The 23,380-nt window shown below is 69.6% G+C and carries 20 protein-coding genes; 11 read left to right on the top strand and 9 right to left on the bottom strand.

Going from position 1 to position 23,380, the window contains the following annotated elements:
• Window positions 1–63: 63 nt before the first annotated feature.
• Window positions 64–2,637 carry an aminopeptidase N gene (gene pepN / locus OG223_RS19180; RefSeq protein ID WP_329249878.1) on the bottom strand — a complete coding sequence of 858 codons (2,574 nt, stop codon included), beginning with the start codon at window positions 2,635–2,637 and terminating at the stop codon, window positions 64–66.
• Between the two features lie 112 nt (window positions 2,638–2,749).
• Between pepN (OG223_RS19180) and OG223_RS19175 the strand changes: the two genes are divergently transcribed.
• On the top strand, window positions 2,750–3,223 hold the full coding sequence (locus tag OG223_RS19175; RefSeq protein ID WP_329249876.1) for a DUF1203 domain-containing protein: 474 nt from the start codon (window positions 2,750–2,752) through the stop codon (window positions 3,221–3,223).
• A gap of 210 nt (window positions 3,224–3,433) precedes the next feature.
• On the opposite strand, the gene OG223_RS19170 is transcribed toward OG223_RS19175, so the two are convergent.
• A complete protein-coding gene (locus OG223_RS19170; RefSeq protein ID WP_329249873.1) occupies window positions 3,434–4,450 on the bottom strand; it encodes an aspartate-semialdehyde dehydrogenase in 1,017 nt (338 codons plus the stop codon).
• Window positions 4,451–4,658: 208 nt separating this feature from the next.
• On the opposite strand from OG223_RS19170, the gene OG223_RS19165 reads away from it, so the two are divergent.
• Window positions 4,659–5,180: an RNA polymerase sigma factor gene (locus tag OG223_RS19165; protein WP_329249870.1), complete on the top strand. Its 522-nt coding sequence runs from the start codon at window positions 4,659–4,661 to the stop codon at window positions 5,178–5,180.
• A 1-nt stretch (window position 5,181) separates the two neighbouring features.
• Window positions 5,182–5,919, top strand: coding sequence for a hypothetical protein (locus OG223_RS19160; RefSeq protein WP_329249867.1), 738 nt, complete (start codon window positions 5,182–5,184; stop codon window positions 5,917–5,919).
• A 100-nt stretch (window positions 5,920–6,019) separates the two neighbouring features.
• Here OG223_RS19160 and OG223_RS19155 read toward each other — a convergent pair whose 3' ends face one another.
• The gene (locus tag OG223_RS19155; protein WP_329249864.1) at window positions 6,020–9,319 is read right to left on the bottom strand and encodes a S8 family serine peptidase; all 3,300 of its coding nucleotides are present in this window, start codon (window positions 9,317–9,319) and stop codon (window positions 6,020–6,022) included.
• A gap of 128 nt (window positions 9,320–9,447) precedes the next feature.
• The gene (locus OG223_RS19150) at window positions 9,448–9,990 is read right to left on the bottom strand and encodes a CGNR zinc finger domain-containing protein (protein WP_329249861.1); all 543 of its coding nucleotides are present in this window, start codon (window positions 9,988–9,990) and stop codon (window positions 9,448–9,450) included.
• Window positions 9,991–10,098: 108 nt separating this feature from the next.
• On the opposite strand from OG223_RS19150, the gene OG223_RS19145 reads away from it, so the two are divergent.
• The 5 genes from OG223_RS19145 (at window position 10,099) to OG223_RS19125 (ending at window position 15,261) form a co-directional block, all read left to right on the top strand.
• Window positions 10,099–10,545: a VOC family protein gene (locus OG223_RS19145; RefSeq protein ID WP_329249858.1), complete on the top strand. Its 447-nt coding sequence runs from the start codon at window positions 10,099–10,101 to the stop codon at window positions 10,543–10,545.
• Between the two features lie 11 nt (window positions 10,546–10,556).
• A complete protein-coding gene (locus tag OG223_RS19140; protein ID WP_329249855.1) occupies window positions 10,557–11,447 on the top strand; it encodes a pyridoxamine 5'-phosphate oxidase family protein in 891 nt (296 codons plus the stop codon).
• 104 nt (window positions 11,448–11,551) lie between these two features.
• Window positions 11,552–12,001 (top strand): NUDIX hydrolase, encoded by a 450-nt coding sequence (locus tag OG223_RS19135; RefSeq protein ID WP_329249852.1) that lies wholly within the window; start codon window positions 11,552–11,554, stop codon window positions 11,999–12,001.
• A 252-nt stretch (window positions 12,002–12,253) separates the two neighbouring features.
• Complete coding sequence (locus OG223_RS19130) at window positions 12,254–14,026, top strand: TIGR03767 family metallophosphoesterase (protein ID WP_329249849.1); 1,773 nt, start codon at window positions 12,254–12,256, stop codon at window positions 14,024–14,026.
• Window positions 14,027–14,145: 119 nt separating this feature from the next.
• Window positions 14,146–15,261 (top strand): serine hydrolase domain-containing protein, encoded by a 1,116-nt coding sequence (locus OG223_RS19125; protein WP_329265362.1) that lies wholly within the window; start codon window positions 14,146–14,148, stop codon window positions 15,259–15,261.
• On the opposite strand, the gene OG223_RS19120 is transcribed toward OG223_RS19125, so the two are convergent.
• Entirely contained in the window at window positions 15,200–15,691 is a 492-nt protein-coding gene (locus tag OG223_RS19120) for a hypothetical protein (protein ID WP_329249846.1), read from the bottom strand. The genes OG223_RS19125 and OG223_RS19120 overlap by 62 nt on opposite strands.
• 222 nt (window positions 15,692–15,913) lie before the next feature.
• Between OG223_RS19120 and OG223_RS19115 the strand changes: the two genes are divergently transcribed.
• Entirely contained in the window at window positions 15,914–16,324 is a 411-nt protein-coding gene (locus tag OG223_RS19115) for a hypothetical protein (protein ID WP_329249844.1), read from the top strand.
• Here the strand turns inward: OG223_RS19115 and OG223_RS19110 are convergent.
• Together OG223_RS19110 and OG223_RS19105 are read right to left on the bottom strand one after the other, a co-directional pair.
• Complete coding sequence (locus OG223_RS19110) at window positions 16,302–16,508, bottom strand: DUF397 domain-containing protein (RefSeq protein WP_329249842.1); 207 nt, start codon at window positions 16,506–16,508, stop codon at window positions 16,302–16,304. The genes OG223_RS19115 and OG223_RS19110 overlap by 23 nt on opposite strands.
• 4 nt (window positions 16,509–16,512) lie before the next feature.
• Window positions 16,513–17,394 (bottom strand): helix-turn-helix domain-containing protein, encoded by an 882-nt coding sequence (locus tag OG223_RS19105; protein WP_329249839.1) that lies wholly within the window; start codon window positions 17,392–17,394, stop codon window positions 16,513–16,515.
• Window positions 17,395–17,595: 201 nt separating this feature from the next.
• On the opposite strand from OG223_RS19105, the gene OG223_RS19100 reads away from it, so the two are divergent.
• Both OG223_RS19100 and OG223_RS19095 read left to right on the top strand, forming a co-directional pair.
• The gene (locus OG223_RS19100; RefSeq protein ID WP_329249837.1) at window positions 17,596–17,991 is read left to right on the top strand and encodes an ATP-binding protein; all 396 of its coding nucleotides are present in this window, start codon (window positions 17,596–17,598) and stop codon (window positions 17,989–17,991) included.
• A gap of 154 nt (window positions 17,992–18,145) precedes the next feature.
• The gene (locus OG223_RS19095; protein ID WP_329265360.1) at window positions 18,146–19,360 is read left to right on the top strand and encodes a glycosyltransferase; all 1,215 of its coding nucleotides are present in this window, start codon (window positions 18,146–18,148) and stop codon (window positions 19,358–19,360) included.
• A 75-nt stretch (window positions 19,361–19,435) separates the two neighbouring features.
• Here the strand turns inward: OG223_RS19095 and OG223_RS19090 are convergent, their stop codons facing one another.
• Both OG223_RS19090 and pepN (OG223_RS19085) read right to left on the bottom strand, forming a co-directional pair.
• Complete coding sequence (locus tag OG223_RS19090; RefSeq protein ID WP_329249834.1) at window positions 19,436–20,473, bottom strand: hypothetical protein; 1,038 nt, start codon at window positions 20,471–20,473, stop codon at window positions 19,436–19,438.
• Between the two features lie 206 nt (window positions 20,474–20,679).
• Window positions 20,680–23,286 (bottom strand): aminopeptidase N, encoded by a 2,607-nt coding sequence (pepN, locus tag OG223_RS19085; RefSeq protein WP_329249832.1) that lies wholly within the window; start codon window positions 23,284–23,286, stop codon window positions 20,680–20,682.
• Between the last annotated feature and the right edge of the window lie 94 nt (window positions 23,287–23,380).

The following is a 23,380-nucleotide window of genomic DNA, read 5'->3' as shown; positions in this document are numbered from 1 at the left end:
CGGCACATGCGAAGGGGCGCCCGGCGGATTACCGGGCGCCCCTCACAGCCGTAGCGGAACCGGTTACGAAGCGGCCGCGTCCGCGGCCTGGGCCTTGAGTGCGCGCTCGACGCCCGAGCGGGACTCCGAGACCAGGCGGCGCAGGGCCGCGTTGGGCTCGGCGGTGGTCAGCCAGGTGTCCGTGCGGTCCAGGGTGTCCTGGGAGACCTGGATCGACGGGTAGAGGCCGACCGCGATCTGCTGGGCGATCTCGTGCGAACGGGTGTCCCAGACCTCCTTGACCGCCGCGAAGTACTTCTCCGTGTACGGCGCCAGGAGTTCGCGCTGGTCGGTCTGGACGAAGCCCGAGATCACCGCTTCCTGAAGGGCGTTGGGAAGCTTGTCGGACTCGACGACCTGCGCCCAGGCCTCCGCCTTCGCCTCCTCGGTCGGGCGGGCGGCACGGGCGGTCGCCGCGTGGCGCTCACCGGCCGCCGTCTTGTCACGCTCGTACTCGCCGGCGATCTCCGCCTCGTCGAACCGGCCGACAGCCGCGAGGCGTTCGACGAACGCCCAGCGCAGCTCGGTGTCGACGGCCAGGCCCTCGATGGTCTGGGTGCCCTCCAACAGGGCGTCCAGCAGGTCCAGTTGCTCCGGCGTACGGGCCGTGGACGCGAACGCGCGGGCCCATGCCAACTGGTGGTCGCTGCCCGCCTCGGCGGAGCGCAGGTGCGCCAGCGTGGCGTCCGTCCAGCGGGTGAGCAGCGCCTCGCGGGCGGCCGGGTCGGCGTACAGATGGATGGCCAGTTGCACCTGCCGTTGCAGCGACTGCACGACACCGATGTCGGACTCCTTGCCGATGCCCGACAGGACGAGGGAGAGGTAGTCGCGGGTGGCGAGTTCGGCGTCGCGGGTCGTGTCCCAGGCCGAGGCCCAGCACAGGGCGCGGGGGAGCGAGGACTCGAAGTCGCCGAGGTGCTCGGTGACGAACGCGAGGGACTGCTCGTCGAGACGGACCTTCGCGTACGACAGGTCGTCGTCGTTGAGCAGCACCACGTCCGGGCGGCGCTTGCCGACGAGCTGCGGTACGGCGGTCAACTCGCCGTCCACGTCCAGCTCGACGCGCTCGTCGCGCACCAACTTGCCGGTGTCCTCGTCGAGTTCGTACAGGCCGACGGCGATGCGGTGCGGGCGAAGCGTCGGCTCGCCCTTGGCGCCGGTCGGGAGGGCCGGGGCCTGCTGGCGGATCGCGAAGGCGGTGATCACGCCGTCCGCGTCCGTCTCGATCTCCGGGCGCAGGATGTTGATGCCGGCCGTCTGCAGCCACGCCTTCGACCAGGCGCTCAGGTCACGCCCGGAGGTCTCCTCCAGCGCGCCGAGCAGGTCGGACAGGCGGGTGTTGCCGAACGCGTGCCGCTTGAAGTACGCCTGTACGCCCGCGAAGAACTCGTCCATGCCGACGTACGCGACGAGCTGCTTCAGCACGCTCGCGCCCTTGGCGTACGTGATGCCGTCGAAGTTGACGAGGACGTCGTCCAGGTCGCGGATCTCGGCCATGATCGGGTGCGTGGACGGCAGTTGGTCCTGCCGGTACGCCCAGGTCTTCATCGAGTTGGCGAAGGTCGTCCACGAGTGCGGCCAGCGTGAGTCGGGCGCGTACGCCTGGCAGGCGATGGAGGTGTAGGTGGCGAACGACTCGTTCAGCCACAGGTCGTTCCACCACTCCATGGTGACGAGGTCGCCGAACCACATGTGGGCCAGCTCGTGCAGGATGGTCTCCGCGCGCACCTCGTAGGCGGCGTCGGTCACCTTGGACCGGAAGACGTACTGGTCCCGGATGGTGACGGCACCGGCGTTCTCCATCGCGCCCGCGTTGAACTCCGGGACGAACAACTGGTCGTACTTCTTGAAGGGGTACGCGTAGGCGAACTTCTCCTGGAACCAGTCGAAGCCCTGCCGTGTCACCTCGAAGATCGCGTCGGAGTCGAGGTACTCGGCGAGCGAGGGCCGGCAGTAGATGCCGAGCGGGACGGACTGGCCGTCCTTCTCGTACACGCTGTGCACGGAGTGGTACGGGCCGACGATCAGCGCGGTGATGTACGTCGAGATGCGGGGCGTCGGCTCGAACACCCAGGTGTCGTCCCGGGGTTCGGGCGTCGGGGAGTTGGAGATGACGGTCCAGCCCGTCGGCGCCTTCACGGTGAACTGGAAGGTGGCCTTGAGGTCCGGCTGCTCGAAGCTGGCGAACACGCGGCGCGCGTCCGGGACCTCGAACTGGGTGTACAGGTACGCCTGTTGGTCGACGGGGTCGACGAAACGGTGCAGTCCCTCACCCGTGTTGGTGTACGCGCAGTCGGCGACCACGCGCAGGACGTTCGGTCCCTCCAACAGCCCGGCCAGGGCGATCCGCGAGTCCTTGAAGACCTCGTCCGGGTCGAGCGGGTCGCCGTTCAGCGTCACCTCGTGGACGGCCGGGGCGACCAGGTCGATGAAGGACTCGGCGCCGCCCTCCGTCACGTCGAAGCGCACCGTCGTCGCGGACCTGTAGGTCCCGCCCTCCTGCGCGCCGGAGAGGTCGAGATCGATCTCGTACGAGTCAACGGTGAGCAGCGTTGCCCGCTGCTGCGCCTCTTCGCGAGTCAGGTTTGTGCCAGGCACGCGGTCATCTCCTCGTTATGTGTGGGTTGCGCCATCCTTCCACGGGACCTGCGGGAAGCGCGATGTCCGTATCCCGCCGGTGAGCGGGGCGAACGAGCGCGAGCCTGGGGACATGACGACGTACACGGCACGACCCGTCGACCCGACGGTCCTGAAGGAGCTGCGCTCTGCTGACGATGCGGGGCGCGGAATGGTTCCCGCACCCGACGAGGAGGGCGGCGCTCCGCTCCGCTGCTGCCTGCGCCGCAGCGAGCCGGGTGAGCGGATCGCCCTGGTCTCCTACGCCCCGCTGCGGCGCTGGGCGGCGGAGACGGGGGCCGCGCCGGGGGCGTACGACGAGCTGGGGCCGGTGTTCGTCCACGCGGAGGAGTGCGGGGGGCCTGCGGCCGGCTCGGGGTATCCCTTCGCGCACGCCCACCGGGTGCTGCGCCGCTACTCGGCCGAGGGCCACATCCTCGGCGGCGAGCTGGTCGACACCCTCGACGACGAGGCCTTCCGCAGGGCCTTCGCCGACCCGTCCGTGGTTCTCGTCCACGTTCGGGCGGTGGAGTACGGCTGCTTCTTTTTCGAGGTGCGCAGGGCATAGCACCCTGGGGGCTGCGCCCCCAGACCCCCCTTCGGCCCTGAACGGGCCTCGTCCTCAAACGCCGGACGGGCTGAGTGATGCGGACCGTTGCTTGAAGGTTCCGGTCGGCATATCCAGCCCCTCCGGCGTTTGAGGAGCGGGGTCTGGGGCGGAGCCCCAGGAGGATGGGACGGGTAGGGGCGGCGGGGGCGAAAGAAATCCCTGTCTGCGTCAGCCCTTCAGTTCCGCTGCCACCAGCTCCGCGATCTGCACCGCGTTCAGCGCGGCGCCCTTGCGGAGGTTGTCGTTGGAGATGAAGAGGGCGAGGCCGTTCTCGACCGTCTCGTCCGCGCGGATGCGGCCGACGTAGGACGGGTCCTGGCCGGCCGCCTGGAGGGGGGTCGGGATGTCGGAGAGGGCGACCCCGGGGGCTCCGCCGAGGAGTTCCGTCGCGCGCTCGACCGGGAGGGGGCGGGCGAAGCGGGCGTTGACCTGGAGGGAGTGGCCGGAGAAGACCGGGACGCGGACACACGTGCCGGAGACCTTCAGTTCCGGGATCTCCAGGATCTTGCGGGACTCGTTGCGGAGCTTCTGCTCCTCGTCGGTCTCGTGCAGGCCGTCGTCGACGATCGAGCCCGCGAGGGGGACCACGTTGAAGGCGATGGGACGCTGGTAGACCTGCGGCTCGGGGAAGTCGACCGCGCCGCCGTCGTGCGTGAGCTTGTCCGCGTCGGCGACGACCTTCAGCGCCTGCCCGTGCAGCTCGGCCACACCGGCAACACCGGAACCGGACACCGCCTGGTACGTGGCGACGACCAGCGCCTCCAGGCCGGCCTCCGCGTGCAGCGGCTTCAGGACCGGCATCGCGGCCATCGTCGTGCAGTTCGGGTTGGCGATGATGCCCTTGGGGCGGTCCACGATCGCGTGCGGGTTGACCTCGGAGACGACCAGCGGGACCTGCGGGTCCTTGCGCCAGGCGGACGAGTTGTCGATGACGACCGCCCCCTGCGCGGCGACCTTCTCGGCCAGCGCCTTGGAGGTCGCGCCGCCCGCGGAGAAGATGACGATGTCGAGGCCGGTGTAGTCGGCGCTCGCCGCGTCCTCCACCGTCACGCCGTCCAGGACCGTCCCCGCCGAGCGCGCCGAGGCGAACAGCCGCAGCTCGGTGACCGGAAAGTCCCGCTCCACGAGAATCCTGCGTACGACCGTGCCGACCTGACCGGTGGCTCCGACGATTCCGATCCTCACAGCGACTCCTTCACCTGTTCCTGTACATCTGCGGCGTTTCCATCATGCGGCCGACCCGGGTCCACCTGTCCAATTCTTTGCCCCGCATGCCCGAGGAGTGGGACACGGCCCTGGCCGGTGTGACCTACACCTCGGAACACCTCCGAACTGCTCCGAACGTTTCCGTGCGCTGCGGCGTCGTAGAGGAAACGCGGGAAGGGGGTGGCTTGTGCTGCGCAGAAAGGCCCGCCGGGTCCTGGAGGACGACGATCCTCTGGACGCGGCCCAGGAACGCCGGGTACGGGCGGTGCTCGCGCTCGGCGGGGTGCCGCAGGCGGATCTGCCGGACGGCGTCCAGCAGGTACGGCTGCGGCTGCTGGAGCGGGCGGCGAAGGGCGACGAGGCGCCGCGCGACGTCTCGGCGTGGGTGGCGGTCGTCGCCTCGAACCTCGCCATGGACTGGCACCGCGCCAAGCGCCGCCAGGAGCGGCTCGGGGAGCGGCTCGCCTCCCTGGGCCCGCTGGAGCACCCTTCCGGCGAGGACACGAGTGTCCTGTCCGTGGCGGTGGCGCAGGGCCTGGACGAGCTGCCGGACCAGCACCGCCAGGTCCTCGTCCTGCGGTTCTTCGCCGACCTGCCCGTGCGCGGGATCGCCGCGGAACTCGGCATCCCGGAAGGCACGGTCAAGAGCCGGCTGCACTCCGCGGTCCGCGCCCTGCGCGACCGCCTGCACGAGGACGAGGTGGTGTGACGTGGCCACGGAGCGGAATGAATACGACGGCGTGGACGCGCTGATGGCCGCGCTCACGGACGAGCCGCTGCCCGAGGGGGCCGACGCGGACGCCCAGTTCATGGCCGAGCACCGGGTCGCCACGGCCGAAGTGGCCATGCTGCGCGAGCAGTTGGGGATCATCGGAGAGGCCCTGTCGGCACCCCCGGAACCCGTGGTCACGGCCCGGCCGGTGCGCCCGCGCCGCCGCCCCGCCCTGCGCGTCCTCGCCTACGGCACCCTCGTCACGGCCGTGATCGCCGGGATGGTCACCGGGCTCGCCTGGCTCGGGGCCCACAACGGTGGCGTCGGCGGCGGCGCCGACTCCTCCTCCGCCCAGAGCAAGGCCGACGCCCCGGCCGAGCGGGCCGGGGACGGATCGCCGCCGTCCGACCCGGAGGAGGCGCTGGCCTGCGACCGGCTCGTCGTCGAGGGCACGGTGGCCCGGGTGGAGGCGCGCGCGGACAGTCCCTGGACCCGGATCGTGCTGACCGTGATCCGCTCCTACAAGCCCGCCACAGGTCCGTCCCAGGTGTCCTTCCTCATCGACGACGGGGCCGATCCGCGGCCGCGCGCGGGCCAGCACGTCCTGGTCGGGATCGGGCGGGACGCGCCCGGCGCGAGCCTGTGGGCCGTGGGCGACGACCGGGTCGCCGCGAACCGCGCCTGGATCGTCGAGGCCCTGCCGGGCGCGCGCACCACGACCTGCCCCGCCGGCTGAACACGGAAGGGGCGGGCGCCCGCACGGACGCCCGCCGGAAGGGGCGGGCGCCCGCACGGACGCCCGCCCCCCTCACCGTCGTATCAGGACCGAGTCCGTGCTACGACGTGACCTTCTCGATCTTCACGCTGCCCAGGCCCGCGACCGTGCCGCGCGCGTTGACCAACTGGACCTGGCCGAAGAACTCACGGCCCGCCGGAGCGGCCGCCAGGGCGGTGACGCTGCCGGAGACGGTCGCCGAGGCGCCCGTGGCGAGCTTCACCGGCGCCGAGTCGACGGTGACCGTGCCGAGCGCGGACGAGTAGAACACGTCCAGGTAGTCGTACGCGGTCGAGCCGGACGGCACCGCGTAGCCGTCGACCTCGACGGTGTAGGTCCCGGCGGCCGGGTTGGCGATCGAGACCGCCTCCTCGGAGTCCCCGTCGGCGGACTGGCCGACGACGGCCCCGGACGCGTCGTACACGTAGAGGTCCAGGTCCGCCGCCGTGTCCGAGACGTCGCCGATGGAGACGTCCAGCGAGGTGGCGCCGGCGGGCACCTCGACCGTGGTGGTCTGGGCGACGCCCTCGGTGATGGTGGGCCGCGCGGTCAGCGAGGAGCCGAGCGGGCCGCCCTTCAACGTGCCGTCCAGCGCCGCGTAGTTGTTGGTCACCTTCCACGAGGCGGTGGTCGGGACGCCGACCTTGGCCTCGGGCACGGTCACGGTCTCCGGGTCGAAGGCCGCGCCGAGCACGGTGGCGTCCAGCTTGTACGGGTTGTCGAGCAGCGGCGAGGTGCGGCGCGCCTCGACCTCGATCTCCCAGACACCGGCCTGCGGGTCGGCGTACGACCGCACGTCGGGCTTGCAGCCGTTGCCGTCGAGGTAGTTGTTGTAGCAGTACGGGGTGCCGGTGTCCTCGACCGGAACGCCGTACGGGTGGATCGAGATGAACCGCGTCTGGCTCTTGTCCTTCAGCCCGCCGATCGCGACCTCAAGGGCCTTGGCGCCCGCCGGGACGGTCACGAAGTACGACTGCGTGCTGTTGCGCTGGACCGAACTCGACTTGGAGTAGGTGAAGTTGACGGGCGACGAGACCACGACCGTGGTGAGGATCTGCTTGTCGATCCCCTCGGTCTTCGGGTCGTCGACCTCCAGGATCGCGCTCTTGATGCCCGAACTCTTCGGCGCCGCCTGCACCTTGACAGTGACCGGCTGGTTCAGCGGGAGCTTGACCTCGTCCGAGCCGACGATCCGGAAGGTGCCGCCGGCGTTGTTCGCGAAGTCCAGCTCGTGCCGAACGGCCTTGTCGCTGCCCGTGGTTCGCGTGATGACGACGTCGTACGTCTTCTTCGCACCGGCCTTGAGGCCGCCCTCGCGGTCGTACAGTCCCGTGCCGAAGCCCGGGGTCTTCAGCGCGAAGTCGATCGCGGTGTCGACGGGAGCCTTGACGGTGTACTCGTGGGCGGTGGCGTCGTCCTTGATGGACTTCCACGCGTCCACGATGTCAATGAGGCCCGCGCCCTCCTCGTACGCCTGAACACCCTTGATGTGATCGGCGGTTGAGGTCAGCGCCGTGCGCAGGGTCGCCGGGGTGAGGGCGATGTGCTTCTGCTTGGCGGCGCTCAGCAGCAGCGCCGAGGCGCCGGCGGCCTGCGGGGAGGCCATCGAGGTGCCCTGGAGCATGGAGTAGCCGGCCGGCAGTGTGTAGCCCGCCTCGGGGACCGGGGAACCCGGCAGCCAGGTCTGGGTCGTGTTGATCGCCGCGCCGGGCGCGACGAGCGTCGGCGTGAAGCCGCCGTCCTCACGCGGGCCGCGCGAGGAGAACGGCAGCAGTTGGTACTTCGTCTCCACCTGGGAGCCGTAGTTGGCGGCCCAGGTCTGCTTCGAGATCGAGGCGCCGACCGAGATCACCTTGTCGGCCAGACCGGGGTCGCCGATCGTGTTGGCGCCCGGACCGGAGTTGCCGGCGGAGATGACGAGCTGCACGCCGTAGGTGTCGATGAGGCGCGTGTACAGCTCGGCGCGCGCGTTGTTGCCGTCGTTCAGCGCGGGCAGGCCGCCGATCGACATGTTGACGATGTCGACACCGCGGTTGGTGACGAGGTCGATCATGCCCTCGGTGAGTGCGACGTTGGTGCAGCCGCCGCTCCACGTGCAGGCGCGCGAGGAGACGAGCTTCGCGCCCGGCGCCTCGCCGTTCATCTTGCCGCCGAACAGGCCGTTCGCCGCGGTGATGCCGGCGACGTGCGTGCCGTGCTCGGACTCGATGACACCGATGTTGACGAAGTCGGCGGTCTTGCCGACCCAGGACCCGCCGTACGGGTCCATCGGCACGTCCTTGCTGATCTGCACCACGAACGGCTGCCGCTCGACGACGTCCGTCGCCGGGTTGTCGGTACCGAAGTAGCCGACCTGGTAACCGTCCTTGTACGGCTTCATGGGCGCGTCGTCGCCGAAGTCGTGGTTGTTGTTCAGGTCGACCGTCACCGTGCCGGCCGCCGGGTCGTACAGGACGCCCCACGAGTCGGTGGTGTCACCGTCGCGGTTCGCGTCGCCCGCCGCGTCACCGCCGGTGGTGTACGACTCCTTGAACGTGCTGATCTCGTACGACCCCGTCGGCGCCGTCCAACTCAGGCCACCGTAGGTGAAGTTGGGGCCGGAGACGGCCGTGATCATCGGGCGCCAGGTCTGGTCGCCGTCGACGATCGGGTCGGTCGAGGTGACCCAGTCGACGATCTTGCGCTCGCCGGTGGTGGTCTTCTGCAGCGCCGGGTGGCCGAGGTCGATGCCGGAGTCGAGGATGCCGATGGTGATGCCGCGGCCGTCCGCCTTCGGGTTCTTCTTCACGAAGTCGACGGCGCCCGTCTCGAAGGACGGGTTGTACGGGTTCTCGGCCGGGGTGTTCTTGTTCGGCGCGGAGTAAGTGGTGCTCGCCGTGGCCTTGTTGGCGCTCTTGGCGGCGGTCGCGGTGTCCGCGCTCGGCGTCGGGTCGTCGAGGGCGATCTCCTGGCGCAGGTCGATCGCGTGCACCGAGGACAGCTTCGCGGCGGCGGCGATGGCCGAGTCGGCCTTGCCGGTGGGGACGGTGGCGCGGACGTAGCCGAGCTTGTCGTACGTACGGCCCACGGAGCCGCCCTTGACCGCGTCCAACTGCTGGGCGACCTGCTCGGTCGAGCCCGGCGCGGTGGCGATCATCATCGTGACGTTCTTGTCGCCGTCGGCCTTGGCCGTGGCGAGCAGATCGGCGTCGTCCGAACCGAGCTTGGCGGCGGCGGACTTGACGGTCCCGTCCGCGGGTGCGGTGGTGGACGGCGCGTCGGCGGAGAAGGCCATGGGTATCGGCCCGGCCGCGGAGAGGGCCGCGGCGAGACCGGCGGCCACGGATATCCGCGCCACGCGTCTCTTGGGGTTCAGGGTCATCGGCATCCCTTGTAGGTGAAGAATCCAGTGCCGGACGAGCGCAGCTTTACCCAAGGGACAGTTGTTTGGGAAGTGTTGACCGAATCGATATGGATGTATGGGGAAAACCCCCTATCCCGGTCAGCGGCTCAGAACTCCTTCGAGCGCGTGTAGTGGCGGGACGCCTTCGCGCGGTTGCCGCAGGCCGCCATCGAGCACCAGCGGCGGGTGCCGTTGCGCGAGGTGTCGAAGAAGTGCAGGACGCAGGCCTCGTGGGCGCAGCGCCGGATGCGGTCGGGGGCGGTGGCGAGCAGCTCCAGGTAGTTGCGGGCCGCGAGCCAGCCGGGGCCCCACCGGGGGTCGCCGAACTCGGGGATCTCGCCGGGGCCTTCGGCGGTGAGCGTGGCCCGGATCCGCCCCTGGTCGAGGACGAGGTCGAGGTCCTCCGCGCCTTGTGCCAGTGAACCGTCCACCACCGCGTGCAACGCGTCGCGCGCGATTTTGGTGTGCAGCAGGGTGATCGGATTCGCCTCGAACCGCTCGTCGAGCCCGGCCGAGCCGAGCCATACGGCGAGCCCGCGAGGGCTGGAGAGCAGGTCCTGCACCGTCCCGTCCCGCATCCACCGCGTGTTGAGCAGGTCGAGGGCGAGCGGCTCGCCGATGAGCGGCCGGGGGTCGGGGTCGGTGGTCATGGAGAAGCTCCCTTCTGATCTAACCGGTCAAGAGTACGTGAGCGGTTGACCCTCTCGATTCTAACCACTAACGTCATCGACAACGGTTATATCGGAGGAGGGCTTTTCATGACCCTGCACACCGGCCACGTCGGGCTGAACGTCACCGACCTCGACCGCTCGCTCGCCTTCTACCGCGATGTCCTCGGCTTCGCGGTCCTCGTCGAGGGCAAGGAGGACGACCGCCGGTACGCGTTCCTGGGCGACGGCGGCGACCACCCCGTGCTCACGCTCTGGCAGCAGGCGCAGGGGCCGTACGGCGGCGACCGCGCGGGCCTGCACCACCTGGCCTTCGCCGCCGACTCGATCGAGCGGGTCGGGCGCTACGAGGAGGCACTCAAGGCCTACGGCGCCGAGTTCGCGTACGAGGGCGTGGTCGCCCACCGCGAGGGCGCGGCCTCGGGCGGCATCTTCTTCCACGACCCGGACGGCACCCGCCTGGAGATCTCGGTACCGAGCGGCGCCGAACACGCCCCGGCCCCGCACACCGACGCCCCGACCTGCGGCTTCTTCTAGCGGTGAATGCCGTGGAGACCTATCACGCGGGCTCTCGTGCCGTGCAGGACCGGGCGGGGGTACGGCACATCGCCGATCACGTCGGCCAGATCATCGGCCAGGGCATCAAACCCGTGGCCGCCGCCTTCCTGGAACTCCAGCCCCTCCTGGTCCTGGGCGCCGCCGACCCGACGACGGGGAAGGTGTGGGCCTCACCGCTCACCGGCCCACCCGGTTTCGTACGGGCGACGGGCCCGCACCAGATCTCGGTCACCGGCGGACCGCGCCCGGCCGACCCCCTCACCCCGGCCCTCACCGACGCACGGGACCTGCCGGTCGGCACGATCGCCCTCGACCCCCGCACCCGCCGCCGTATGCGAGTCGACGGCCAACTTCGCGCCACGGCACGGGGGTTCGCGATCGAGGCGGAGCGGGTCTTCTCCAACTGCCCCAAGTACATCCAGCGCAGGGAGTCCTACGAGACGGTCGCCGGCCGCGAGCCCGCGCCCGCCCGGCACGGCAGTGAACTCACTCCCGCCCAGGCCGAGTTCATCGCGGCGGCCGACACCTTCTTCCTCGCCACCGTCCACGAGCACGGCGCCGACGCCAGCCACCGGGGCGGCAACCCGGGCTTCGTACAGGCGAGTTCACCCCGCGAGCTGACCTGGCCGGACTACGCGGGCAACGCCATGTTCCTGAGCCTGGGCAACCTGCTCGCCGACCCGCGCGCGGGACTCCTCTTCCTGGACTGGGACACGGGCACGACCCTCCAACTCACCGGCGAGGCCCGGACGGAGTTCGGTCAGGACGGGGAGCGCAGGGTGCGTTTCACCCTCACGGAGGTCGTCGAGACCCCGACCGCGCTCCCTCTGTGTTGGTCCGCCCCGGAATACTCACCTGCCAATCCGACGCCGGCACGTTGAGCGCCCCTTCAGGGGCGCGGGGAACTGCGCGACCAGCCACGACGGCGCGTCAGTCGAACGAATTCCCATTGCGGCATTCCCAGCAGAGCGCTTAGCTTCCCCGGATGCGCAAGAAGCTGAGAGTCGCTGCCTATGCCGTCTGCGTCCGGGACGGACAGCTCCTGCTCGCCCGTTCACCGGCCGACGGCGGTGGGTACGAGTGGGTGCTGCCCGGCGGCGGCATGGACCACGGCGAGCATCCGAACGACACGGTCGTCAGGGAGTTGGAGGAGGAGACCGGCTACCACGTCGAGGTCACCGGATTCCTCGGCATGGACTCGCTCCACCATGTCATTCCGTGGCGCCACCGACGCAAGGTGGACCAGCACGGCCTCCGGCTCGTCTACGAGGCCGGGATCGTCGGCGGCGAGCTGCGCCACGAGATCGGCGGGTCCACCGACATGGCCGCCTGGCATCCGCTGGACGACGTTTCCGGCCTGCGCCGGGTCTCGCTGATCGACATCGCGCTGCGGCTGTGGCAGGAACGGCCGGCGACCGGACGGGTCCCGAAATAGCTTCAGTACCCCGGCAGATGAACGCGGAGTAGCCGCTTCCCGGCGGCTCGACGAGCGTTCACGAACGCACAGGGGGCGCCAAGATCCACGTACGGTGATCGGCGCTACGCGTTGCCGTCTCGTTTACGCGCAGGTCATCCCCGATGCCAAGCATCCAGTACGAGCGGGAAGTTCGCGACCGCGATCGAAAACCGGTCGACGCGAACACCCGCGACCACTGCCGACGCAGTTCGTACTCGGGGAGATCGCGCCATGTCGCGCACACGCTCTGTCGCCAGCTCCGTGCTGGGGGTCAACCGCCGTACCGTCCTCGCCGCCACCGCGGCCGTGTCCGTCTCCGCAGGTGTCGGTTACGCCCTACGGCCCACCGACAGTCAGGCCGCCACCGCCGACGCCGCCGGCACCGATGCCGCCGCCCAGGCGCCCGTGGCCCAGTCCCGCAAGGCACCGGCCGCACCCCTGGCCCCGTACACCAAGGGCACCACCCTCGCCACGGTCGCCGCCCCGCGCACCAGCTCCGGCTACCGCCGCCTCGGCGACGGCGCCGGCTGGAAGCGCGTCGTGCGCGCCGACCTCGCCGCCGCCAAGTCCGGGCGCGCGGGCCGCCGTACGGCACTCGCGTCGTTCGTGCAGTTCACCGACCTGCACCTGATGGACAGCCAGCACCCGCTGCGCCTGGAGTACCTGCGCTCGACCGACAAGCACGCCTGGCGCCCGCACGAGGCGCTGACCGTGCAGGGCGGGATCTCGCTGGTCGAGCGGGTCAACGCGCTGCGCGGCGCCCCGGTGACCGGCTCCCCGCTGCACTTCGTGATGACCACCGGCGACAACACGGACAACAACGCCAAGTCCGAGCTGGAATGGTTCATGAAGATCATGAGCGGCGGACGCTTCACCCCCAACACCGGTGACCCGCGGCACTACGAGGGCGTCCAGAACAGCGGTCTCAAGCTGTACTGGCAGCCCGACTCGACGCTGCGCGACGGCGACAAGCAGGTCGGCTTCCCGCACCTCAAGGGCTTCCTGGCCGCCGCGATCCGCGAGGTCCGCAGCCCCGGCCTCAACCTGCCCTGGTACTCGACGGTCGGCAACCACGACGCGCTCCCGCTCGGCTGCTTCGGCTCGCACGCGGACCCGTACCTCACCGAACTGGCCATCGGCGGCAAGAAGTTGATGACCGCGACGGCCGCCGAGGCGAAGAAGCTGCAGAACTCGATCCGGGACGCCAAGGACCCCAAGGGCAGCGGCTACCGCGACTTCCTCAAGGCGCACGCCCGCTCCATGCGCTCGATCACACCGGACGAGAAGCGCGCCCCCTACACGTCCGCCGAGTACCTCAAGGCCCACCTCGACCCGGCCTACCAGGGCTACGGCCCGGTCGGGCACGGCTACTCCTCCGCGAACGTCGACGCGGGCACGCAGTACTACGCGTTCCGTATCGCCGACGACGTGATCGGCATCAGCCTCGACACCACGGACGCGGGCGGCCACTACCAAGGGTCCATCGGGGCAACGCAGTTGAGGTGGCTGGACAAGACACTCCGCGACAACAAGGACTCGTACGCGGTGATCTTCAGCCACCACACCAGCAAGACGATGGACAACACCCGCCCCGACCCGGCGCACCCCACCGAGCGCCGCTACGAGGGCAACGCGGTCGTCGCCCTCCTCGGCAGCCACCCCAACGTGCTGGCCTGGGTCAACGGCCACATCCACCGCAACGTCATCACCCCGCACGCGGCGCCCGACGGCCGCAGCTTCTGGGAGATCTCCACCGCCTCGCACGTCGACTTCCCCCAACTCGCCCGTGTCATCGAGCTGGTGGACAACAAGGACGGCACGCTGTCCCTCTTCACCACGCTGGTCGAGTCCGCCGCCCCGCACCGCACGGACTTCTCCGACCTCACCCAGACCGGCCTCGCGGCCCTGTACCGCGAACTGTCGTACAACGCACCGGGGTCCAGCACGGTGCTGGGCGGCGACGCGAAGGACCGCAACACCGAGCTGATCCTCAAGAAGGGCTGAAACTCACTCAACTGCCGTGCACCGGAGCAACCTTCGTGTCGGACGGCCGTGTCCATCCCCTCGACCGAGCTGAACCGGGCTCAACAGAGGGGGAAGACATGGCAGTTCGTGCGGCAGTGATGGGTGCGACGGCGGTGGCCCTGTCGGTGGCGCTGGCGAGTCCCGCGACGGCGGCGCCCGCCGGAGGGGACCACACGGCGACCCGGCAGGCGGTCGAGGCAGCCGTGGCGGACGGAGTACCCGGCGTCACGGCCACCGTGCGGGACGGCCGCACCACCTGGTCGACGACGGCCGGTGTGGGCAACCTCCTCACGGGCACACCGCGTTCGGCCGACGACCGCTACCGGGTGGGCAGCATCACCAAGACGTTCGTGTCGACGGTGCTCCTCCAACTGGAGGCGGAGGGACGCCTGTCGCTCGACGACACGGTGGCGACATGGCTGCCGGGAGTGGTCGAGGGCAACGGCCACGACGGCACCGAAGTCACCGTCCGCCAGCTCATGAACCACACCAGCGGCATCTACAACTACACCCAGGACGACGACTTCGGCCGCACGTACTTCCTCAAGGACGGCTTCTTCCAGCACCGTTACGACACGAAGACCCCGGCCGACCTGGTGGCGATCGCCATGTCCCACAAGCCGGACTTCACACCGGGCACGTCCTGGCACTACTCCAACACGAACTACGTCCTGGCCGGGATGGTCATCCAGAAGGTCACCGGCCACTCGTACGCGACGGAGATCCGCAACCGCATCATCAACCCCCTGCACCTGAAGGCGACTTCACTCCCCGGCACGAAGGCGACAGTCCCGAGCCCGAGCAGCCACGCCTACAGCAAGCTGGCGGAGGAGACGACGGGCCCGACGTACGACGTCACAAAACTGAACCCGTCCCTGGCCTCCTCGGCCGGCGAGATGATCTCCGACTCCACCGACCTGGACCGCTTCTACAGCGCGCTGCTGGGCGGAAAGCTCCTCCCGCCGAAGCAACTGAGGGAGATGAAGACGACGGTACCGGCGGGCGACAGCCCGACCACGCGCTACGGCCTCGGTATCTCCGACATCAAGCTGCCCTGCGGTGTCCACGTCTGGGGCCACGACGGCGGTATCCACGGCTCGTCGTCGGCGGTCGTGACGACGGCGGACGGCCGCCATTCGCTGGCGTTCAACTTCAACGGGGACTGGTCGGGGGACGCGGGGGCGGTGGTGGTGGGGGAGTTCTGCGGGACGTGACGGCTGTACGCGGGTAGCGGTCGCGGAGGAGCAGCGCACAGCACACGAGGGAACAGGCCAGCCCCGCGTACAGCAGGGGCGAGGCCCAGGGCCACACCATCTCGGTGCTGTACCCGCTGCTCCAACGGCACTTGACGGACAGCGGGAAGCTGCCCACGTGCACCGACGTCAGCCTGGAGTCCCCCGGGGATTGCCGGCGCACGCCGTCCGGCGTCTTGCCCGCACACAGGTCCAGCGGGTTCGTGTAGGCGAGCCCGTACACGGTCCCGGCCCCGTAGGCGGCGATCGCGGCCGCGCCCCCGAGCACCGCCCAACGGGCCGGCCGCGAGGGCTTCCTCCTGGTCACCCACAACCCGTACGGAACTGCCCCGACGGCGAAGAGAAAGACCGTGATCAGGGGCGGACCGAAGAACGCGAACAGGGACACCATGGGGGTGACGGTACGTCGGGGAGGGGCCCAGGCGGATGGGTTCAGTTGAACCGGGCGTGCCCAACTCGCCGAATTGCCGCCTCGTTTGATTCGGCCTAGGCTTGATACGGAGCAGAATTAAAAGGGTTCCGAGAAGAACGTTGCGCGAGAACCCTTGATCCCATTGAAGGTTGACCGATCGATTGAATCGGTCACCATCCTCGAAGACCCCCGCGAACCATCGTGTACGACCGGAAGGCGGAGAGGGAAATGAGGGCTCTCCAGAAAATCGCGTGCGTGGCCGGCGCATCCGCCATGGGGCTCGCAATCTCCATGGTCAGCGCGCCTGCGGCGCAGGCATCCCCGATGTACGGGTGCAGGTACCCGCTCGCTTGCGTCTACCGGACACCCACACCGAACGCGAACTACCTGTACTACCAGTTCTACGCGAAAGCCGGCTGGCAAAAGCTGCCAACTCCTGTGTCGAACTTCTCGGTTGTGAATACGCTGGGAACTGGCGCCACGTATGTCTACGGGACGTGGGGCGTCTACGACAAGCAGGCGTCCATCAGGTGTGTGCCGCCAAATTCAGTGATCTCGGGAGGAGGCGGCACGGTCACCCAGATATACGTCAGCCAGAACCTGAAGTGCTGATGAGGTGGGACAGGAACGGCACCCACGCTGTCGCGGGGAGGAGCAGCGTGGGGCCGGTGGGGTTCTTGGAGTCGCGGACCGCTATGGCGGTGGGGGTGAGGTGGGCGGCCTCGATGCAGTTCTGGCCCGGGTCGCTGTAGGAGGACTTGAACCAGGCGGACTCAGGAGCGATCTCGGGGTTCATGGTTCTACAGCTCTCGTTCCAGTCGGCGGAGGAACTCGGGGGTGTCCTCGGGTGGCAGTGCTGATGCTGTCATGGCGTCGAACCGGCGTGTGAAGCGGTCGACTTCGCGTGGCTTGTCCGAGGTGGATACGGATCCCCAGGCGCTGTCGGTCTGGACGCGCGGTGGCAGTCCGCTGCCGAAGTCGAGGATCGCGAAGTCATTGGTCGAACGGTAGCTCCGGCGGAACGGCAGGACCTGGATGGTGATGTGGTCCCAGCCCGACAACTCCTCGATCCGGCCGTACTGTTCGCGCATCACCTCGGCACCTCCGACCGGATACCGCAGTGCCGCTTCGCCCAGGATGACGTGCAGTTTGACGGGGTGTTCGCGGGTGAGTACCTCCTGCCGCCGCATCCGGAGTTCCACGCTGTTGCGGATGAACTCCGAGGTGTACTCCTCAATCGGCTTGTGCAGCTCGTGCGTTGCCCGTGCGTAGGCCTCGGTCTGGAGCAGGCCGTAGACGACGGTCGGGTGGTAGGCCTTCATGGAGCGGGCTTCAGGCTCCAGTCCGACGAACCCGGGAAGGCCCGCCGGCAGGAGCCCTCGGTACTGGGTCAGCCAATCCTGTTGATTGGAATCCCGGTTGAGGCTGATCAGCGACTCGACGACCTCCTCGTCGGTCACGCCGTACTTGGTGAGCAGTTTGCGTAGGTCGCCGACGTTCCGGAAGTTGAGGGAGCCGGTCTCGATGCGTTGTAGGGATGCTTCCGAGATGCGCAGCCCTTGGACCGCCTGTTTGCGGGTGAGTCCCGTCCCGTGGTCGCCCGCGTCGCAGTTCTCGCGTAACTGCCGTAGCTGAAGCCCCAGTTCGAGCCGCTGTGCCGTGCGCCCGCGCTTTGCCGCCATGTGCGTCGCCTTCTTGCCGTAGTGCCTGTCACCAGTCGTTCTGCGCCGAGTGTGGCATCGCCTGCTGCGTCCACGCAGGTGCTTGTGCAGATGTGGGCATAGTCCACTTTCAGCACCACTGAATATTCAGAGCGTTTTCGATTGCAGCTCGATGAGCCACCCCGTCACCGTGGTTGGGCACCCCCCACCGAAAGGACCCCCATGCCCACCCCCGACTGGTCCATGAGCTACCCCATGACCCCGCGGAGCGTCCGCCTCGCCCGGCTCCACACCCGCCGTCGTCTCACCCTCTGGAACTGGCCCGGCGACATCGACGACGCCGTCCTCGTCACCTCCGAGCTCGTCGCGAACGCGGTCCGGCACGGCAAGGTCCCCGGCCACGAGGTCTGGCTACGAGTCGCCGTAGACGAAGAAGGGAACTCCGCGCTGACGATCGACGTATCGGACCCGGTGCTGGAGTTCCCCGTGGTCAACCAGGCCCCCACTGGGGAGAGCGGGCGCGGACTTCTGGTCGTCTCCGGGGTCTCCGAATCGGTCGACTGGTTTCTGCGGGGCGACATCGGCAAGACGGTCCGCGCCCGGCTCGCGACCAATTGACCCCGGGATAACCAACCGGACCCAGACACGAGACGCCCAGTTCATTCATGCGAAATGTCCGTGCCGCCTCATAACGGCTAACCCGCTGTTCACGGGGATGGCTCGATTCATACGCAAGGCGGGTGGTCGTGTGCGCGCTAGACACGAGCTGCACGTGCTGTCGGTCTACGAAGGCTTCTTCTCCGGAGGAGCCCGGATCGTCCACAGCGACGTCGTTCTGGGACTGGTGGAGGGCGGCCAGCACCATTCGGTGCTCAGCATCCACGGTGAGGTCCACCGAGAAGCAACCCGGCAGGCCATGGAGAACGACGCCTGCTACCAACAACTGACCGCCGCCGGCGTCGGCGTCTCCACCCTCGGCCGCAGCTTCCGCGGCGACCGGGACCCGGACGGCACCGTCAGCGACGGCTTCACCGGCCCCGAGCTGGCCGACGCGGCCCGCGCCCTGGCCGACGCGGACGTCGTCCTGTCGCTCAAGGAACAGCCGCTCTCGCTGCTCAACCAGGCGGGCCTGCCCCGCCGCCCCGTCGTCGTGTGCCTGCACCGTTCGGACCCCGAACACCAGGGCGCCGCCCTCGACGAACTGAAAACCGCCATCGCCGACGGCAAGGTCGTCGCCGCCGTCTGCTGCGCGGAGTCCACCCGCGACGCCTACCAGGCCGCCGGCATCCCGCCCGAGGTCCTCCACGTCATCCCCAACGGCGTGGATCTGTTCCGCTTCCGGCCCGATCCTGCCCGGCGCCTCGCGCTCCGCGCGTCCCTCGGAATTCCGGACACCGCCCCCGTCGTCGTCTTCGCCGCCCGCTACGCCACGATGAAGAACATCCCGCTCTTCCTCCGCGCCGCCCACGAGTGGCTACGCCGCGAACCCGCCGGCCACGTCCTCATGTGCGGCACGGGCATGACCGACGACCAGCCCGCCCTCTCCGCCGACATCGACACCGCCTTCGGAGGGGACAGAGAACAACTCGGCGACCGGCTTCATCGCCTCGGCGTGCGGCGGGACATGGAGACCGTCTACGCCGGGTCCGACGTCGTCGCGCTCACCTCGTCCTTCGGCGAGGCCGCGCCCCTCTGCCTCATCGAGGGCATGATGTGCGGGGCCGTACCCGTCTCCACCGACGTCGGCGACAGCGCGTCCATCGTCGAGGGGCACGGCATCGTCACACCCCCCGACCCGGACGCCATCGCGTCGGCCTGGACCGAGGCGGTCATCGGCCGCGCGGAGTTCGCCAAGGCCCACGCCCGCAGCCGCGAACGCTTCAGCCGTACGCGCATGATCGCCTCGTACGCCGCCCTCATCGACGGCCTCCACGCGGGGCACACGAGCACCACCGCAGCCCCGCCGCCCCTGCCCGAACCTCTCTAGACCGCGCATACGAGGAGGGACCACCGACCCCCGGTGGCCCCTCCTCTCCCCTCCTGATCCCGCCCCGGTCCGTCACTACCGGGGCAGCACCACGACATACGCGGCCGGATCGCGGTCCGCCGCCGCCATCAGTGCCGTACGGACCACCGCCGCCTGCTGCTCCATCGCGTCCCGGAGCTTCTTGGGGGTGATGTGGACGACCGTGATGCCCAGCCGCTCCAGGTGCTCACGCTTGCGGGCGTACTCCGACCACAACGCGTCCTCGTCCTGGCGCGGGGCGCGGGTGTCCAGCTCCACCGCGACCGCCTGCTCGGGCCAGTACGCGTCCAGGCCGCCGAGGTGCGGGCCGCCGGGCAGACGCAGATCCACGTTCCAGACCGGGGCCGGGAGGCCGTGCTCGCTCACCATCCGGTAGAGGCGGTCCTCGGCGATCGACCTGCCCTCCGCCAGGAGGGAGTCCACCGCGTCCACCACGTGCGGGCGGCCCAGCAGCTTCGCGTTGTTCAACTCCCGTACCACCGCGGCCGGTTCGCAGTGGCCGCCGCGCACCGCCTCGGTGAGCAGTCGGCGTACCTCGTTCGCGTCCGACAGCCCGGCCACCGCGTCCGCGAGGGCCCGCGGCACCGGGGCCACCGGTACGCCCTTCACCTGCTGCGGGGTGGGCAGCGCCGACGTACGGACGACGCGGGCGCAGCCCGTGGAGCGGAGCCGGCGCATCCGGGGGACCAGGACGTCGATGTGGTCGAGGGAGGGGAGCGGCCCGGCCGCGGTGAAGCCGTGCAGGGTCAGGGCGGCCAGGCCCGTGACCATCGTCTCCGTGTACGTCGGCCGGTGCGGCCCCTCCGCGCCGGGCTGGACCGGGACCCCCGCCGTCCGCTCCCGCGCCGCGTACATCAGCACCGCGTGCAGCCGCTCCTCGCCGGTCGGCGGGCCGGAGTGCAGCAGCACGACACCGGGGAGGATCTGCTGCCAGGGGCCGCCGGGGCGGCACTGCTCGTTCACCTCGGCCGCCGGGACACCGTGCGTCCGGAGCTGAGCCGTCGTCAGAACCCGGCGGTGCACCTCGGAGAGGTGGCTGAGGGGGCGGGGGGAGAGCGGGGTGTTGTGGTTCATGCAACGGGGTTTCCCGCGCCGGATCCGGTCCCTAACCGCTGTTACACGCCCGTCGACAAATCCGGACAACGCGGTACTAAAGGACAGGCGTTCGGATGCCGAGTAGGCGCCGAAAACCCCTGGTCCGGATGGGGTGGACCAGGGGTTACGGCTGCGATTACCTGTATTCAGTAACGGTCACGGAGGGATCAATCACAGGCCAACGATCAGCCCTCGGAACTGTCGGAACCGCGCCCCTCGTTGTCCGCCGCCTGCGCCCGCAGCGCCCGCGCCAGATCGTCCCGCGACTCCAGCACCAGCCGCCGCAGCGCCGGCGCCGCCCCCTTGTGGGACGTCAGCCACGCGTCCGTCGCCGCCAGCGTCGCCTGCCCGTCCTCGGCGGTCGGGAACGCCGGGAACAGACCCCGCACCACATCCATGCCGATCTGGATCGACCGCTCCTCCCACACCCGCTCGATCGCCGCGAAGTACTTCTCCGTGTACGGCGCGAGCAGCTCCCGCTGCGACGGCTGCACGAAGCCCGCGATCGTCGCCTCGACCAGCGCGTTGGACAGCGCCTCCGACTCCACGACCTGCGCCCACGCCTGCGCCTTGACGGCCGCCGAGGGACGCGCGGCGAGACAGCGGACCTGGTGGCGCTTGCCGGACGCGGTGTCGTCGCGGGCCAGTTCGGCGGCCACCACGGCCTCGTCGGCGACGCCGTGCGCGGTCAGCGGCTCCAGGAACGCCCAGCGCAGCTCCTGGTCGACCACCAGCCCGTCCACCTTCTCCGTGCCGTCCAACAGGCCCCGCAGCAGCGCCAGTTCGTCCGGCGCCGACGCCACCGACGCGAAGAACCGCGCCCACGCCAACTGGTGCTCGCTGCCCGGCTCGGCGTCCCGCAGATCCCGCTCCGCGATGTGCGCCAGGATCTTCGCGCCGGTCTCGCGCCACCACGGCGGCGAGTAGTTGACCAGCGCCGAGTTCGCCCACGCGTGCAGCACCTGGAGGACACCGATGTCGGTCTCCCGGCGCCCGTACTGCGCCACCAGGTCGATGAAGTCGGGCGCGAGCAGCAACGCGTCCCGCGTCATGTTCCACAGCGCCGACCAGCACAGCGCCCGCGCCATCGGGTCGGTGAGCGCGCCGAGCCGCTCCCGCAGGGTCGCCAACGACACCGCGTCGAAACGTGTCTTGGCGTACGTGAGGTCCTCGTCGTTGACGAGCACCAGCTCCGGCGCGTCCGCACCGGCCAGTTCGACCACGACCGTGCGCGGGCCGTCGACGTCCACCTCGGCCCGCTCGTACCGGACGAGACGCTTGTCCTCCGTCCGGTAGAGGCCCACGACCACCCGGTGCGGGCGGAGTTCGGGATGCGACTCGGCCGCGTCCTGAAGGACCGTCAGCTCGGCGATACGGCCGCCCTCCACGTCCAACACCACTTGCGGAGTGAGGGAGTTGACCCCGGCTGTCTGCAGCCACGACCGCGCCCAGGACGTCATGTCCCGGCCGCTCGTCTCCTCGAGGACCGACAGCAGATCACCGAGGCGCGTGTTGCCGTACGCGTTCCGCTTGAAGTAGCGGCGCGCACCCTCCAGGAACGCGTCCTGGCCGACGTACGCCACCAACTGCTTCAGTACGGACGCCCCCTTGGCGTACGTGATGCCGTCGAAGTTGAGCTTCGCGTCCTGGAGGTCGCGGATGTCGGCGGTGATCGGATGCGTGGAGGGGAGCTGGTCCGCGCGGTACGCCCACGCCTTGCGGCGGTTGGCGAAGCTGATCCAGGCGTCGGAGAAGCGGGTCGCGCCGACGCTCGCGAACACCCCCATGAAGTCGGCGAACGACTCCTTCAGCCACAGGTCGTCCCACCACTCCATGGTCACGAGGTCGCCGAACCACATGTGCGCCATCTCGTGCAGAATCGTGTTCGCCCGCCCCGCGTACGACGCCTGCGTCACCTTCCCCCGGAAGATGTACTCCTCGCGGAAGGTGACAAGCCCCGGGTTCTCCATCGCGCCGAGGTTGTACTCCGGCACGAACGCCTGGTCGTACTTGCCGAACGGGTACGGATAGTCGAAGTGGTCGTGGAAGAAGTCCAGCCCCTGCTTCGTCACCAGGAACACGTCGTCGGAGTCGAAGTACGGCGCCAGACCCTTGCGGCACATCGCGCCGAGCGGGATCTCCAGCGTCGTACCGTCGTCGAAGGTGCGCGAGTAGGAGTCCGTGACGTAGTGGTACGGGCCCGCCAGGAACGCCGTGATGTACGTCGAGATCGGCTTCGTCTCCGCGAACTTCCATACGCCGTCGGTCAGTTCACCGACGCCGTTGCTCCACACCGTCCAGCCCTCGGGGGCCCGCACCTCGGCGCGGAACGGCGCCTTCAGGTCCGGTTGCTCGAAGGTGGTGAAGACCCGGCGCGAGTCGGCCGGCTCGTACTGGGTGTAGAGGTAGATCTCGCCGTCCTCGGGGTCGACGAAGCGGTGCATGCCCTCGCCGGTACGGGAGTACGCGCACCGCGCGTCGACGATCAGCTCGTTCTCGGCGGCCAGGTCCTCCAACTGGATGCGCGAGCCGTCGAAGACCGCGCCCGGGTCGAGGTCCCTGCCGTTGAGCGACACGGCGGTGACGCTCGGCGCGATCAGGTCCGCGAAGCTCGCCGCGCCCGGCTCGGCACAGCGGAACCGGATCGTGGTCACGGACCGGAAGGTCCGCGGCCCCTCACCGGCGTCGTCACCCACCGCCGAGCGCAGGTCGAGGGACACGTCGTACCCGTCGACGGACAGCAGTGCGGCCCGCTCCCGGGCCTCGTCGCGGGACAGATTCTCACCGGGCACGGAGGCACTCCCTCGGATGGTGTTCGATCAACGATGTTCGATCAACGTGTTCGCTATGCGGTCAGGGCCGATCCTGCCATGCGCCCCTGACCGC

The organism is Streptomyces sp. NBC_01478, assembly GCF_036227225.1.
Lineage (GTDB): Bacteria > Actinomycetota > Actinomycetes > Streptomycetales > Streptomycetaceae > Streptomyces.
The sequence above is the reverse complement of the archived record's forward strand: the minus strand, read 5'-3'. Positions and strand labels throughout refer to the sequence as shown.

Excerpts from the sequence above, each read along its gene's own strand:
- OG223_RS19130 (WP_329249849.1), top strand. The coding sequence starts at position 12,254 with ATGTCGCGCACACGCTCTGTCGCCAGCTCCGTGCTGGGGGTCAACCGC.
- OG223_RS19150 (WP_329249861.1), bottom strand. The coding sequence starts at position 9,990 with ATGACCACCGACCCCGACCCCCGGCCGCTCATCGGCGAGCCGCTCGCC.
- OG223_RS19155 (WP_329249864.1), bottom strand. The coding sequence starts at position 9,319 with ATGACCCTGAACCCCAAGAGACGCGTGGCGCGGATATCCGTGGCCGCC.
- OG223_RS19090 (WP_329249834.1), bottom strand. The coding sequence starts at position 20,473 with ATGAACCACAACACCCCGCTCTCCCCCCGCCCCCTCAGCCACCTCTCC.
- OG223_RS19110 (WP_329249842.1), bottom strand. The coding sequence starts at position 16,508 with ATGAACCCCGAGATCGCTCCTGAGTCCGCCTGGTTCAAGTCCTCCTAC.
- OG223_RS19120 (WP_329249846.1), bottom strand. The coding sequence starts at position 15,691 with ATGGTGTCCCTGTTCGCGTTCTTCGGTCCGCCCCTGATCACGGTCTTT.
- OG223_RS19175 (WP_329249876.1), top strand. The coding sequence starts at position 2,750 with ATGACGACGTACACGGCACGACCCGTCGACCCGACGGTCCTGAAGGAG.
- OG223_RS19100 (WP_329249837.1), top strand. The coding sequence starts at position 17,596 with ATGCCCACCCCCGACTGGTCCATGAGCTACCCCATGACCCCGCGGAGC.
- OG223_RS19135 (WP_329249852.1), top strand. The coding sequence starts at position 11,552 with ATGCGCAAGAAGCTGAGAGTCGCTGCCTATGCCGTCTGCGTCCGGGAC.
- OG223_RS19145 (WP_329249858.1), top strand. The coding sequence starts at position 10,099 with ATGACCCTGCACACCGGCCACGTCGGGCTGAACGTCACCGACCTCGAC.
- OG223_RS19125 (WP_329265362.1), top strand. The coding sequence starts at position 14,146 with ATGGGTGCGACGGCGGTGGCCCTGTCGGTGGCGCTGGCGAGTCCCGCG.
- OG223_RS19105 (WP_329249839.1), bottom strand. The coding sequence starts at position 17,394 with ATGGCGGCAAAGCGCGGGCGCACGGCACAGCGGCTCGAACTGGGGCTT.